This window comes from Rhodomicrobium vannielii ATCC 17100 (assembly GCF_000166055.1).
Taxonomy (GTDB): Bacteria; Pseudomonadota; Alphaproteobacteria; order Rhizobiales; family Rhodomicrobiaceae; genus Rhodomicrobium; species Rhodomicrobium vannielii.
In genome coordinates this window covers 2,428,798-2,442,082 of the sequence record NC_014664.1, presented here as the reverse complement: position 1 = coordinate 2,442,082, position 13,285 = coordinate 2,428,798, and the positions used below count along the sequence as shown (strand labels likewise).

Sequence of the window (13,285 nt, the reverse complement as noted above, 5' to 3'; positions counted from 1 at the left end):
TCGGCGTGCGCAGCGCCTGCATGCGCGGCCAGTTCCTTTCCCAACGAAAGGCGGCGTGCCACGGGGCTTCTTATGCGTGGCTGGAGCGGTCGCGCTACGTGCACTTATCGAAGCTGCAGTAAATTCTAATATTCAACTCAAAGTAGTAATGAGTTGCTTGCGACTTGCTCGCTATATGCCAGTCGGGTTGCAGATGCAACCTGAACGCGTGACTATTTGTCAACATAAGGGCAAAATTCTACCTGTGCGAGTATTGAAGCGTTGCTCGGCATAGGGGACTCTGATCTTCTCCACAACCAGGGAGGGCATAGGTCGCATTCACCTATTGCATGACTGAGAAATGACCCACGCCCGGCGAAACTTTTTGGAGAAGGTCGATGTTAAATCAGAAAGTGCATATACTTAGCACTCTTCGTTATGCGCTCGCGGCCGGGGTCAGCGTCGCTGCATTGACAGCAATGACAAGTGCGCCTGCTGTGGCCTTGGACTGCCCCGGCGGCACGAATACATTGACCGGCACCAACGCCGGAAAAACGAACGGAACCGGTGGTTTCCTAGGCAGCAACAGCTTGAACTGCACCGGCAACACGGTGGATGGCGCGGAAGCCCTCCGCAACAACGGTAATGCGACATTGCCCGCGACGTCGGGAACAGCTGTTCTCACAAACAATACTGTAGTGGGCAATTCCGCGAGTGGAAACGGCAGCGGTTTGACGTCCGGAAACGCGACGCTCATAAACAATAACGTCCAGGGTACCGATTCGCTCAGCCTGAACGGAACGTCGCTTTTAGGCGGTAACGCCAATATCCAGAACAACAATGTTCAGGGAAACAATTCGCTTTCGAGCAACGGTCTCCTCGGCGGAAACGCGACGATCAGCAACAACGCGGTCATCGGCAACAACTCAGGCAGCCTGAACGGTCTGGCCCAAACCGTTACCGTTTCCAATAACAGGATCGTCGGCGATAATTCGGGCAGCGGAAACGGCGGCAACGTAACCGACAACAGAATTTTCGGCGATAATTCTGGCAGCCTGAACCTAGCGGGTTCCGTGACGGGTAATACCATCATCGGCAATGCATCCGGCAGCGGCAACGGCAACGACGTTCAGAACAACACGATAATCGGCAACGGCTCGGGTAGCCTTAACCTTGGCGGCCCGGTTACGGGCAACAAGATCATTGGCAACGCTTCGGGTACCGGTAACCTCGGCTCGGTGACAGACAACACCATAATTGGCAACGGCTCCGGCGGCCTAAATCAGACCGGTTTCGCCAACAATACGGTCATCGGCAACACCTCGGCTCTCGGCAACGGTGCGAATTACTCGAACAACCTCGTCGTTGGAAACCTGTCGGGTTCCGGCAACGGCCAGAATTTCCAGAACAACAAGATCATCGGCAACGGCTCCGGCAATCTATCCGGCGCAGACGTCCAGAATAACACCGTCATCGGCGACGTCTCCGGCAACGGCTATGCAGATGGTGCCACCTTCAACACTGTTGTGGGTAATTTCAGCGGCAACGGGGTGAACGGTTCGGGCAATCTTGCGGTAGGCGTCCTCAGCGGCAACGCAGTAGCCGGCGACAGCAACAAGGCTGTCGGCAACGCGTCAGGCAACGTCGTGAATGGCTCGTTCAATTCGGCGTTCGGCGACCTCAGCGGCAATTTCGTAACGGGCGACCGCAACCTCGCGACCGGCTTCATCACCGGCAATGCGGTGACCGGAAACGACAACAGCGCATCCGGCACCGGCTCAGGCAATTTCGTCACCGGCGACCGCAATGCTGCCTCGGGCTTCATCACCGGCAACATCGTGAACGGCAGCGACAACAGCGCATCCGGCACAGGCTCAGGCAATTTCGTCACCGGCGACCGCAATGCTGCCTCGGGCTTCATCACCGGTAACATCGTGAACGGAAGCGACAACAGCGCATCCGGCACCGGCTCGGGCAATTTCGTCACCGGCGACCGCAATGCTGCCTCGGGCTTCATCACCGGCAACATCGTGAACGGAAGCGACAACAGCGCATCCGGCACAGGCTCGGGCAATGTCGTCACCGGCAGCCGCAATGCTGCCTCGGGCTTCATCACCGGCAACATCGTTAACGGAAGCGACAACAGCGCGTCCGGCACCGGCTCGGGCAATGTCGTCACCGGCAGCCGCAATGCTGCCTCGGGCTTCATCACCGGCAACATCGTTAACGGAAGCGACAACAGCGCGTCCGGCACAGGCTCCGGCAATTTCGTCACCGGCGACCGCAATCTCGCGACCGGCTTCATCACCGGCAATGCGGTGACCGGGAGCGACAACAGCGCGTCGGGCACCGGCTCGGGCAATCTCGTCACCGGCAACCGCAATGCAGCCTCCGGCTTCATCACGGGTAACATCGTGAACGGAAGCGACAACAGCGCATCCGGCACAGGCTCGGGCAATGTCGTGCGCGGCGATCGCAACGCGGCTTCCGGCTTCATCACCGGCAACTTGGTCGAGGGCTCGGACAACAGCGCGTCCGGTACGGGCTCGGGCAACCTTGTGCGCGGCGACCGCAACAAGGCCTCGGGTTTCATCACCGGCAACATCGTGAACGGAAGCGACAACAGCGCGTCCGGCACCGGCTCGGGCAATGTCGTCACCGGCAGCCGCAATGCTGCGTCGGGCTTCATCACCGGTAACATCGTGAACGGAAGCGACAACAGCGCATCCGGCACGGGCTCGGGCAATGTCGTCACCGGCAGCCGCAATGCTGCGTCGGGCTTCATCACCGGTAACATCGTGAACGGAAGCGACAACAGCGCATCCGGCACGGGCTCGGGCAATGTCGTCACCGGCAGCCGCAATGCAGCCTCCGGCTTCATCACCGGCAACATCGTGACCGGAAACGACAACAGCGCATCCGGCACGGGCTCGGGCAATGTCGTCACCGGCAGCCGCAATGCAGCCTCCGGCTTCATCACCGGCAACATCGTGAACGGAAGCGACAATAGCGCGTCCGGCACGGGCTCGGGCAATGTCGTCACCGGCAACCGCAACGCTGCCTCGGGCTTCATCACCGGTAACATCGTGGAAGGCTCCGACAACAGCGCGTCGGGTACCGGCTCGGGCAACATCGTGCGCGGCGACCGCAACAAGGCCTCGGGCTTCATCAGCGGCAACCTCGTACTCGGCGACGACAACAGCGCATCCGGCACGGCTTCGGGCAACCTCGTTCGCGGCAACCGCAACGCAGCCTCCGGCGTCGCGTCCGGCAACCTCGTACTCGGCGACGACAACAGCGCATCCGGCACAGCTTCGGGCAATCTCGTCGCGGGCAACCGCAACGCAGCGTCCGGCGTCGCGTCCGGCAACCTCGTTCTCGGCGACGACAACAGCGCATCCGGCACGGCTTCGGGCAACCTCGTTCGCGGCAACCGCAACGCAGCCTCCGGCGTCGCGTCCGGCAACCTCGTACTCGGCGACGACAACAGCGCATCCGGCACGGCTTCGGGCAACCTCGTTCGCGGCAACCGCAACGCAGCCTCCGGCGTCGCGTCCGGCAACCTCGTACTCGGCGACGACAACAGCGCATCCGGCACGGCTTCGGGCAACCTCGTTCGCGGCAACCGCAACGCAGCCTCCGGCGTCGCGTCCGGCAACCTCGTACTCGGCGACGACAACAGCGCATCCGGCACGGGTTCGGGCAATATCGTCCGCGGCGACCGCAACAAGGCCTCGGGCGTCGGGACCGGCAACGCTGTCTTCGGAGATGACAACAGCGCTTCGGGCACCGCTTCCGGCAATCTCGTCATTGGCTATGCGAACCAGACTTCCGGCGTTGGAACCGGCAATGCGGTGATCGGCATCGGCAACCAATCGAGCGGTATCGCCTCGGGTAACCTCGTGGCAGGCATCGGCAACCAGTCGAGCGGCATCGCCTCGGGCAACGCTGTGCTCGGGAACGGTAACGTCGCCGTGGGTAACCTCTCCGGTAATCTGGTTGCCGGCAGTCGAAATCAGGCCAGCGGCTCGCTCGCAGGCAATGTTGTGAGCGGGAACGACAATATCGCTATCGGCACTCTCTCAGGCAACGGCGTCGACGCAGACCGAACGACATCGATCGGCTTCGGTGCCACGGCGAGCGCCAACGACGCGGTCGCGATTGGCACAGGCGCACAAGCCTCCGGCAGGCGCTCCGGGGCGTTCGGCACGGGAGCAGACGCGGGTTATTCCAACTCCTATGCGATCGGCACCAACGTCTCCACCACGCGCGCCAACCAGGTCTCCGTGGGCAACGCTAATAACCAGTATACCTTCGCTGGTATCACCAGCTACCAGAGCAAGGCCTATCAGTCCGGTCCGCTCGAAGTCGTGACGTCTGACCGCAGCGGCAACCTTGCCTCGGATGGCGGCTTCCTCTTCAACCGGATGGGTTATCTCGGGTCGAGGACGGAAGACCTCGCGGCCGGTATCGCGGTCGCGACCTCGCTCGCCACGCCGGATCGTACTGGTGACCAGACCTGGGCGCTCGCCGCGAACTGGGGCAACTATGACGGCTACAACGCGTTCTCCGTGTCTGGCATCGCAGCCATCGCGGGCGGCGTTTTCGACGCGAACGACATGGTCTCTCTTGGCGGCGCGATCGGTTTCAGCACCGACCGCGAACAGGTTGCGGGCCGCGTCTCGCTGCAGATCGCGGGCGGCGGCGGACTTCCCCCGCTGAAGTAACCGGTAGGATCGAAGGGAAGCGGCTCGCCACCGCTTCGATATAGATCGGAAGAACCGCCTTCGTTCAGGCGGTTCTTTTTTTGCGTCGATCTACACGCAAGCTCGACACCTTAGGTTCCCGCCTGTCAGGCCGCTTTCGCCCGACCGTATAATGGTCTAGAAATGCTTATGATGTACCCGAAGGTAACGATGGCTGGACAGGCAAGAGTCGGCTTTGGCATTCTGGTGCTCACCCTGTTGCTTGTCGGGCAGGCGCAGGCCCAAAATTGGAGCGCCTCCAGCAAGTCCTCCGCGCAACCAGCTCCTGCGACCAAGGAGCAAAACGCCGGAACGGCCGCCGCGACAGGGGGCGACGCGCTCGCCTCGCGCAATGCCGCCATCCCTAACGACTACAAACTCGTGATGCTGATCAAGACCACGATAATCGCGGTCAATCAGGCAAATATGACGGGTAATTACACGCTGCTACGCGATCTCGGCACGCCAGACTTTCAGCGGAGCAACAATGCGACGCGGCTGGCCGAAGCTTTTGCGTCCCTTCGCCAGCGCAACCTCGATCTCGCCCCGATCCTTTTCATCACCCCCAAACTCGCAGGGCCGCCATCCTTGCAGCAAAATGGTTCCATCCGTCTGACCGGTCTCATTCCCTCGTCGCCGGAGCAGGTCCATTTCGACTTCGCCTTTTTGCAAGTCGATGGCCAATGGATGCTCGACGGCATTTCCCTCGCGATGGTTCATCCCAAAGCGCCCATCGAGACCTCCGCGGCGCCAGCCGCCCAGGCTGCGAAAAAGCGCTGACCGTGGGCGAGCGAATGGCAATCGAAGCGGGGGGCGTTTTTTCGATCCGGGGCGACGGGCTCAGGCAGAGGGGCCTAAAGATCCCTGCTCGCGTGAACGCTGCACATTCACGACGACGCAAGTCGTCAGGCGTGACCGACCGCGTCGCCTTTGGCCAAATGAATGATTTTCTCGTAAAGGGAGATCGTTTTGCATGCATTTTGCCTGAAACGCGCGGCCTGCAGCTCATCGCCGCCAAACAGCTTGCTTTGATTCATTTCAGCCAGCGTATCGAGTAGCGCGGCCTGACGCCGTTTGCACTCTTCAATAAAGTCCATGTCTCTTGCCTTCCCAATTAGAACCTAGGGAAGCCTGAAATTAATGTCGCGTCAACCAGCAATAGAAAAAAGTTGTGCCTTGCCCGCAAGCGTTGACCAAGCACGCGCGCCTCGCATGCCATGCTTTTCACTGCATCTCGCTCTGGTTTTCGCTTCATCTCCGACGAAAGTGCGCCGCGTTTTGCCAATTCCGTCCATCGGAGCGCCGCATCCAGTCGCCTCAGCCGCGCGGGGGAACCGAATGTCGGTCCGTGTGATGTTCCGTGAACAATCCACAATCGGGATCAAGCGCATGCCTGTAGTCACAACCAAAGACGGCATCGATATCTTTTTCAAGGATCAGGGTTCCGGCCAGCCTATCGTTTTTAGCCACGGCTGGCCGCTTTCGGCCGACGACTGGGAGGCGCAGTTGCTCTTCTTTCTGGGCAAGGGCTTCCGCGTGATCGCGCATGACCGGCGCGGCCATGGCCGTTCTACCCAGACGAGCGAAGGTCACGACATGGATCATTACGCCGACGATCTCGCGGCTTTGACCGAGCATCTCGACCTTCGGGATGCCATCCATGTGGGGCACTCCACCGGCGGCGGCGAAGTGGTCCGCTACCTCGCGCGCCATGGCGAAAGCCGCGCCTCGAAAGCTGCACTCATCAGCGCCGTGCCGCCTCTCATGGTGAAAACGGAGGCCAATCCGGGCGGCCTGCCGAAGGAGGTTTTCGACGGCTTTCAGGCGCAGATCGCCGCCAATCGCGCGCAGTTTTATCATGATGTCCCGGCGGGACCGTTCTATGGCTACAATCGCCCGGGCGCAAAGCCGTCGCAGGGTGTGATCTGGAACTGGTGGCGGCAAGGCATGATGGGCGGCTCGAAGGCGCATTCTGACGGCGTCGTCGCGTTCTCGCAGACGGATTTCACCGACGATCTGAAAAAGATCACGGTGCCGGTTCTGGTGATGCACAGCGAGGACGACCAGATTGTGCCCTATGCCGACGCTGGTCCGCTCTCCGCGAAGCTGCTCAGGAACGGCACGCTGAAGACTTACAAAGGCTTTCCGCACGGCATGCCCACGACCGAGGCCGAAACCGTCAACGCCGACCTCCTTGCCTTCATCAAGGGCTAGGTTTCCGGACACCGGTGGACGCGGGCGGCTGTGAGGCCGCTCGTCTGGATAAAGCCGCCTCCGGCTACAGCCCAAGCTTTGCCATATCCAGCGCAATCGCCTCACCATAAGGCACCGGCTGCGCGAAATGCGTCAGCAGCGGCACGCCTTCGGCTAGCGCGCGCAGAACGCGGATCGGGCCCGCGTGGGTGATCGCGAACACGACGGTGGCGGATCGTCCGCCGCTCCCGCCCAAGGGTTCGCGTCCAGCATTGGCGTGATCGCGCGACAAACTCGCGAGCCAATCCGACAGCCGCGCGGCCATGGCCGCCAGAGCTTCGCCGCCGGGTGGAGCGGTATCGGGCAGGCCGTTCGCCCAGGCGTCGAAGTCGGATTGCGCGATGGCGTCCCAGCGCACGCCCTCCCATGCGCCGAAGTCGAGTTCCTGAAGGCGCGGCTCGATACGTGCGGCCGGATCGAGACGCAAGGCGAGATCGCGGCAACGCCGGGCAGGGCTCATGTAGACGACGGCGCCGCTGGCATGCGGCATGAGGCGCGCCACGGCGACATCCACCTCGCTTGCCTCGCAATTGAGATCGAGACGCCCGTAACACACTCCCGCCTCGACGACCGGCTTCGGATGTCGCGCGAGGATCAGACGCATGCGGCCAGCGCGAGCAGAAACGCCAGTTCGAAACTTTGCTCGAACGCGCCGAGCACGTCGCCCGTGTAGCCGCCGATCAGCCGCTTCGCACGCCAGCCCATGAACAGCACGGCGGCGACGCCAGCCGCCAGCCCCGCCAGCGCGAGGGACACCGGCAGCAGCGCCAGCGGCGCGAGGCCGAACACGGCGGCGACGGTGAGCCCGCGCGCGGTGACGCTGTGCCCGGCAGGCTTCATCTTCCCCGCCTCCACCGGCTTCGCGTAGGGCAGCACGGGCATTGCGGCAATCACCGCCAGCCGCCCGCCCGCGTGGATCGCCACGAGCGCGGCGGCGGCCACCGGCACCGGCAGCGCGGCCAGCGCGAACACCTTCACGCCGAGGTTCAACACCGTCGCCACCACGCCGAACGTGCCGAGACGGCTGTCGGTCATGATCGCGAGGCGCTTTTCCTTCGTAGAGCCGCCCATCGCGTCGAAGAAGTCGGCGAAGCCGTCCTCGTGGAAGGCGCCCGTCGCCGCGACGCCCGCCGCGACAGCGAGCAACGCAGGCAGCGGCCCGCTCCACACGAGCGACGCGGCCAGCAGCACCGCCGCCGAAATGCCGCCAACCACTACGCCCGCCAACGGGAAATATTTCACGCTGCGGTCGAGCCATGCATGGTCGAAGGCGAACAGCCCCGGCACCGGCAGCCGCGTGAGAAACTGTACCGCGCTCAAAAACAGGCAAAACTCGGTGCGGACGAAGGCGATCATTTCGTGCGCAGCCTTATTTGGTGTGCGTCGGGTGCGGTCCCGGCAGATCGGCCATGGTGTCGAGCATCGCCTGCGCCATGCGAAGCATCGGCACGACGAGCACCGCGCCCGTGCCCTCGCCAAGCCGCATGCCGAAGCTGAAGAACGGCTCCGCGTTCAGCCATTGCATCAGCGCGATGTGGCCCGGCTCGGCCGACTGGTGCGAGAACAGCAGATAATCGCGCAAGTTCGGGTCGATGGCGACAGCGGCGCAGGCGGCGGCGGTGGCGATGAAACCGTCGACGATCACGACCTGCCGCGCATGCGCAGCGCCGAACATCGCGCCCGCCATCATGGCGATCTCGTAGCCACCGAACTCACGCAGCGCATCGAGGCCCGTTTCGACGGGCGCGCGGGTGAAGGAGCGCGCGAGCACGTCGCGCTTGTGTTGCAGCCCCGCTGGCGGCGCGCCTGCGCCCGGTCCAACGACGATATCCAGCGGCAGCTTCGTCACGCAATGCGCGACAAGCGCCGCCGAGCTCGTGTTGCCGATGCCGATCTCGCCGAGCGCCAGCATGCCGAAGCCTTGAGCCTTCAGATCCTGCGCGATCTCGAAGCCTGCGAGAAGCGCCGCGCCGAGTTCATCGTCGGTCATCGCGGCTTCAAGCAGAAAGTCGCGCGTGCCGGGGCCGATACGCCGCGACGTGAGCCGCGGATGCGGCGGATGCGGGGTTTTCAGCCCGGCGTCGATCACGAACACCTCGACGTCCGTGCCCTTCGCGGCGATATTGCCGCCCGCCTTGCCGTCGCAGGCCATGCCGGTGACGAGCGTGGAGATTTCGGCCGGGTATGCCGTCACGCCCTCCGCGACGATGCCATGATCGGCTGCGAAGATCGCAAGCGCCGCGCGACCCAGATCTGGTTTTAAGGATTGCGTTATAAGACCGGCGTGGATGGCGAGCGTTTCGATGCGGCCGAGCGAGCCGATCGGCTTCGCCTTCTGATCGATGGCCGCGCGAAGAGTGGGTTCGATGTCGCGCGAAAGCGGCGTGACAGAGGGAAACCGTTCAGCTTTATGCATGGGATCACTGTTATAAGAGGGCGAGCGATGAGCACTAAAGATCACATGGGCGGCGAGCCGGTCAATGCACCAATCTTTCCGAAGCCGCCGGTGGTGCTTCTGCTGTTCCTCGCGGCGGGCTTCGCGCTTCAGCATTTCTTTCCGCTGCTTGCAGGAGAGCCGGACGTTGCGAGCATCGTCGCGGGCAATGCGCTCATGGTGGCGGGGTTCGTCATCGCCGTGCTCGCCGCCCGCGAGATGTTCCGCGCCAGAACGGCGATACTCCCCGGCGAGAAGGCGGCCGCGCTCGTGCAAAGCGGCATCTTCTCCGTGTCGCGCAATCCGATCTATCTGACCTTCACTTTCTTCATGGTCGGGCTCGGCCTTGCGCTCGGGAACCTGTGGTTGATCCTGCTTGCGCCCGCGCTTCTCCTCTACATGCAGGAACGCGTCGTCAAACGCGAGGAAGCTTATCTTGCCGCGCGATTCGGTCCGCAGTTCTTCGATTATCGAAAGCGCGTGCGCCGCTGGATATGAGAGCGTGCGGCTCTCCGCATCACGACATCGTTTTCGGATGACCGCCCAATGCAGGCGCTGGCGGAACCGTCATCAGATGCAAAATTAGAAAACTGCACTACAATCAATCGGTTGCTAGTGCTCTTGAGGCGCATGCGTTTGCTTGAGAGCGTGCGGCAAGGTGGACCAAACGAATGCACCAGAGCACGAGCGCGGGGGGACGGTCTTAATCGCACGCGATACGGCCCGAAAACGGCCTTGTTGCGGTGCAACTCATCATCGTACGGACGAATCGACCCGCAGAGGTTGAATGAGCTCCGGCGTTTTTTTGCAGCTTTGTTCAGTTCCGGTCGATTTGGAAGCCCGAAGCTTTCGAAATATTCATGATTTCGCGTCATTCCGCCAACCGGAACCTTTCCTATATGCGTGTGTCTTACCATCCGTGTTTCTTGGCACGGCGAACATGGAGTTTCCCGAATGAAAACCACACTCACGGCTGTCACGGCTTTGATGATTGCTATCAGCCCCCTCGCAGCGCAGACGACGGCTCCCGCCGCTACGGCTCCTGTCACGTTCATCGAGCAGCAGACGAATGAAGAAGTGCTCGGCACGGACTTCGTCGGCACGCCCGTCCTCGCGAAGGACAACCAGCAGATCGGCAAGATTGCGAACCTCGTGTTCGACAAGGACGGCCGTATCGCGATTGCAGTGATCGGCGTCGGCGGTGTGCTCGGCATCGGCGAGAAGGAAGTCGCCGTTCCCTTCGACGCGATCAAATCCGAAACCAAAGACAACAAGCACGTCTTCACGGTCGACGCCACGAAGGAGCAGCTTAAGGCCGCTCCGGCTTACAAGACGCTGAACGATCAGGCGTTCAATCAGCGTGTAACCGAGTGGCGCCAGAAGGCGGCCGAAAGCTGGAAGCAGGCGAAGGAGAAGGCCGGTCAAGCCTACGATCAGGCGAAGGACAAGGTCAACGAGAAGATCAACGAGAACAAGTCTGCCGAAACCCCGAAGGCTCAGTAACGCGGGTTTACAATTTGCAAGGAAGGAGGCTTCGGCCTCCTTTTTTGTTGGCGATTTCTCGTCACGGCCGGATTTGTTAAAGGCGAAGAGACCCGCGTTCAGGGAAGCGGCGCGCGATTCACTGCGCGGGCGGAAAATCTACCTCGGCGCGCAACGGGCGCGACAACAGCGCATCGATGGCGTCGTCGACGCTCGTCTCGCCCTTGACGACGCTGTGCACGGCCTCGCAGATCGGCATCTCCACCCCGTGCTTCGCCGCCAGCGCGACAACCGCGCCCGCCGAATGCACGCCCTCGGAGACGGATTTCCGCTGGCCGAGAATTTCGGACAACAGGCGGCCCTGCCCAAGCGCCAACCCCAGCGACATGTTGCGCGACTGAACGCTCGATGCGGTGAGGATGAGATCGCCGAGCCCGGAAAGCCCGGTCAGCGTTTCAAAGCGCCCGCCGAGCGCCCGCCCGAGCCGCACCAATTCCGCGAAACCGCGCGTGACCATGGCCGCGTGAGCGTTAGCGCCGAATTTCCGGCCTTCCACAATCCCCGCCGCAATCGCCAGCACGTTCTTCACCGCGCCGCCGACTTGGGCGGCCGTAACGTCGTCGGTCCAGTAAAGGCGGAAGGTGCGATGCGCGAGGGCTGCGGTCAGCTCCGCGCCGAGCGCCTCGTCCGGGCAGGCAAGCGTCAGCGCGGTGGGCAGACTGCGCGCCACCTCACCCGCGAAGCTCGGGCCGGAGAGGACGGCGATTTTCGCGCCGGGCAACACCTCGTGCACCACCTCGCTCATGAACGCATTCGTGCCCTGCTCCACACCTTTGGTGCAGATCACGACGGGCGTGCCGCTTTGAAGATGCGGCGCGATTTCGCTGGCGACGGCGCGGGAGAACTGCGATGGCGCAACAAAAAGAAGAGCGTCAGCCGCCGCGATGTCCTTCGCCTTTGCGGTCGCGCGAATGCCTGGATCGAGCGCGACACCCGGCAGATAGACGCGGTTGGTGCGGTGATCGTTGATTTCGGCGACCGTTTCGAACTCATAGGCCCAGAGCGTGACCTTGCGCCCCGCGCGGCAGGCGGATTGCGCAAGCGCCGTTCCCCAGGCGCCGCCACCTATGACCCCTATGTGCTGCAATCGCGTTGTCTCGCCGGGGGTGTTCGTGGCCATGGCCGAGCCGCCTCTCTATAAATGCCCCGCGACATGCGGCTGCGGGCGATGCCGATTCAGGCGGCTTTGGTAGCGAGGCGGTGGAGACCGCGCAACCCGCAGGCCCGGTCAGGGTCATTCCGCCGCGGAAAGCTCCTTCACCGTCTCGACCGGGACCGAAACTTCGGAAATCGGCCAGCGCGCGCGGGCCGCAACGTCGAGCCCATCCACAAGCCCGGCCGCGATCCGGTTTGCGCCAGCCCAGGCGATCATTGCCGCATTGTCGGTGCAAAGCCCCGGCGGCGGCGCGTGGAAGGTGTATTCGGACGCCTCGCACTCCTTGAGCAGCGCGGTTCGCAGCGTGCGGTTGGACGCGACCCCGCCCGCCACAACGAGCCGCCGAGGCAAGCCGGACGCTTCATAGATTGTCATGGCGGCGCGCAACCTGTCGCGCACCACGTCGCCCGCTGCCTTCTGGAACGAGGCGCAAAGATCGGCCGCGACCTGACGCGACACAGGCGCATGCGTAAGCGCGACCTGCCGCACGGCGGTCTTGAGGCCGGAAAAGGAGAAGTCGGGGCGGGGGCGTCCCGCGAGCGGGCGCGGCAGATCGAAGCGATACGGATCGCCGCTGGCGGCCGTGCGCTCCACGGCGGGGCCGCCGGGAAAGCCGAGGCCGAGCATCTTGGCGACCTTGTCGAACGCCTCGCCCAGCGCATCGTCGATGGTGCCGCCGAGCTTCTCGTATTGGAACGCACCGCCGACTTTCAGAAATTCCGTATGACCGCCCGACACCAGCAACAGCAGGTATGGCGGCCGAAGCCCTTCCGTGAGACCGACCGTCAGCGCATGGCCTTCGAGATGGTTCACCGCGGCGAGCGGGATGTCGTGCACGAGCGCGATGGCCTTCGCCGTGACGAGTCCAACGAGCACGCCACCGATAAGACCGGGCCCGGCTGTCGCGGCCACGCCGTCGAGGTCGCCGAAGTCAAGCTTCGCCTCATTGAGCGCGGCTTCCACGATCTTGTCGACCACCTGGACATGAGCGCGCGCAGCAATTTCCGGCACGACGCCGCCATAGGCTTCGTGATCTTTGAATTGCGACCTTATGATAGACGAGAGAAGTGTGCCGTTGCCGAAAGGGTCGCGCCGGACTATAGCAGCAGCGGTTTCATCGCAACTCGTCTCGATTCCCAGCACTGTCAACTCGCGGTCTTTTGTCGCCCCCGGCTC

12 protein-coding genes are annotated in these 13,285 nt (G+C 63.0%); 5 read left to right on the top strand and 7 right to left on the bottom strand.

The window, feature by feature from the left end:
* Nucleotides 1-415: 415 nt before the first annotated feature.
* Nucleotides 416-736 (bottom strand): hypothetical protein, encoded by a 321-nt coding sequence (locus RVAN_RS20235; protein WP_155942431.1) that lies wholly within the window; start codon nucleotides 734-736, stop codon nucleotides 416-418.
* On the opposite strand from RVAN_RS20235, the gene RVAN_RS11205 reads away from it, so the two are divergent.
* Together RVAN_RS11205 and RVAN_RS11200 are read left to right on the top strand one after the other, a co-directional pair.
* A complete protein-coding gene (locus tag RVAN_RS11205) occupies nucleotides 711-4,706 on the top strand; it encodes a beta strand repeat-containing protein (RefSeq protein ID WP_155942430.1) in 3,996 nt (1,331 codons plus the stop codon). The two genes, RVAN_RS20235 and RVAN_RS11205, sit on opposite strands and share 26 nt — an antisense overlap.
* Before the next feature lie 189 nt (nucleotides 4,707-4,895).
* On the top strand, nucleotides 4,896-5,504 hold the full coding sequence (locus tag RVAN_RS11200; RefSeq protein ID WP_013419830.1) for a hypothetical protein: 609 nt from the start codon (nucleotides 4,896-4,898) through the stop codon (nucleotides 5,502-5,504).
* 125 nt (nucleotides 5,505-5,629) lie between these two features.
* On the opposite strand, the gene RVAN_RS11195 is transcribed toward RVAN_RS11200, so the two are convergent.
* Complete coding sequence (locus RVAN_RS11195; protein WP_013419829.1) at nucleotides 5,630-5,821, bottom strand: hypothetical protein; 192 nt, start codon at nucleotides 5,819-5,821, stop codon at nucleotides 5,630-5,632.
* A 292-nt stretch (nucleotides 5,822-6,113) separates the two neighbouring features.
* Between RVAN_RS11195 and RVAN_RS11190 the strand changes: the two genes are divergently transcribed.
* Nucleotides 6,114-6,938: an alpha/beta fold hydrolase gene (locus tag RVAN_RS11190; RefSeq protein WP_041789019.1), complete on the top strand. Its 825-nt coding sequence runs from the start codon at nucleotides 6,114-6,116 to the stop codon at nucleotides 6,936-6,938.
* Nucleotides 6,939-7,002: 64 nt separating this feature from the next.
* On the opposite strand, the gene RVAN_RS11185 is transcribed toward RVAN_RS11190, so the two are convergent.
* From RVAN_RS11185 to cobT, 3 genes are read right to left on the bottom strand one after another with little or no spacing between them, the layout of a single operon-like run.
* Complete coding sequence (locus RVAN_RS11185; protein WP_013419827.1) at nucleotides 7,003-7,581, bottom strand: histidine phosphatase family protein; 579 nt, start codon at nucleotides 7,579-7,581, stop codon at nucleotides 7,003-7,005.
* Nucleotides 7,572-8,333: an adenosylcobinamide-GDP ribazoletransferase gene (gene cobS / locus RVAN_RS11180; RefSeq protein WP_013419826.1), complete on the bottom strand. Its 762-nt coding sequence runs from the start codon at nucleotides 8,331-8,333 to the stop codon at nucleotides 7,572-7,574. Before cobS ends, RVAN_RS11185 begins: the two co-directional genes overlap by 10 nt.
* A gap of 13 nt (nucleotides 8,334-8,346) precedes the next feature.
* Entirely contained in the window at nucleotides 8,347-9,393 is a 1,047-nt protein-coding gene (gene cobT / locus RVAN_RS11175) for a nicotinate-nucleotide--dimethylbenzimidazole phosphoribosyltransferase (protein ID WP_013419825.1), read from the bottom strand.
* A 27-nt stretch (nucleotides 9,394-9,420) separates the two neighbouring features.
* Between cobT and RVAN_RS11170 the strand changes: the two genes are divergently transcribed.
* Both RVAN_RS11170 and RVAN_RS19035 read left to right on the top strand, forming a co-directional pair.
* Nucleotides 9,421-9,909 carry a methyltransferase family protein gene (locus RVAN_RS11170; RefSeq protein WP_013419824.1) on the top strand — a complete coding sequence of 163 codons (489 nt, stop codon included), beginning with the start codon at nucleotides 9,421-9,423 and terminating at the stop codon, nucleotides 9,907-9,909.
* A gap of 456 nt (nucleotides 9,910-10,365) precedes the next feature.
* Nucleotides 10,366-10,914 carry a PRC-barrel domain-containing protein gene (locus RVAN_RS19035; protein ID WP_013419823.1) on the top strand — a complete coding sequence of 183 codons (549 nt, stop codon included), beginning with the start codon at nucleotides 10,366-10,368 and terminating at the stop codon, nucleotides 10,912-10,914.
* Nucleotides 10,915-11,032: 118 nt separating this feature from the next.
* On the opposite strand, the gene RVAN_RS11160 is transcribed toward RVAN_RS19035, so the two are convergent.
* On the bottom strand, nucleotides 11,033-12,073 hold the full coding sequence (locus tag RVAN_RS11160) for an NAD(P)H-dependent glycerol-3-phosphate dehydrogenase (RefSeq protein WP_013419822.1): 1,041 nt from the start codon (nucleotides 12,071-12,073) through the stop codon (nucleotides 11,033-11,035).
* Between the two features lie 114 nt (nucleotides 12,074-12,187).
* Nucleotides 12,188-13,258: a tRNA (adenosine(37)-N6)-threonylcarbamoyltransferase complex transferase subunit TsaD gene (gene tsaD, locus RVAN_RS11155; protein WP_041787499.1), complete on the bottom strand. Its 1,071-nt coding sequence runs from the start codon at nucleotides 13,256-13,258 to the stop codon at nucleotides 12,188-12,190.
* Between the last annotated feature and the right edge of the window lie 27 nt (nucleotides 13,259-13,285).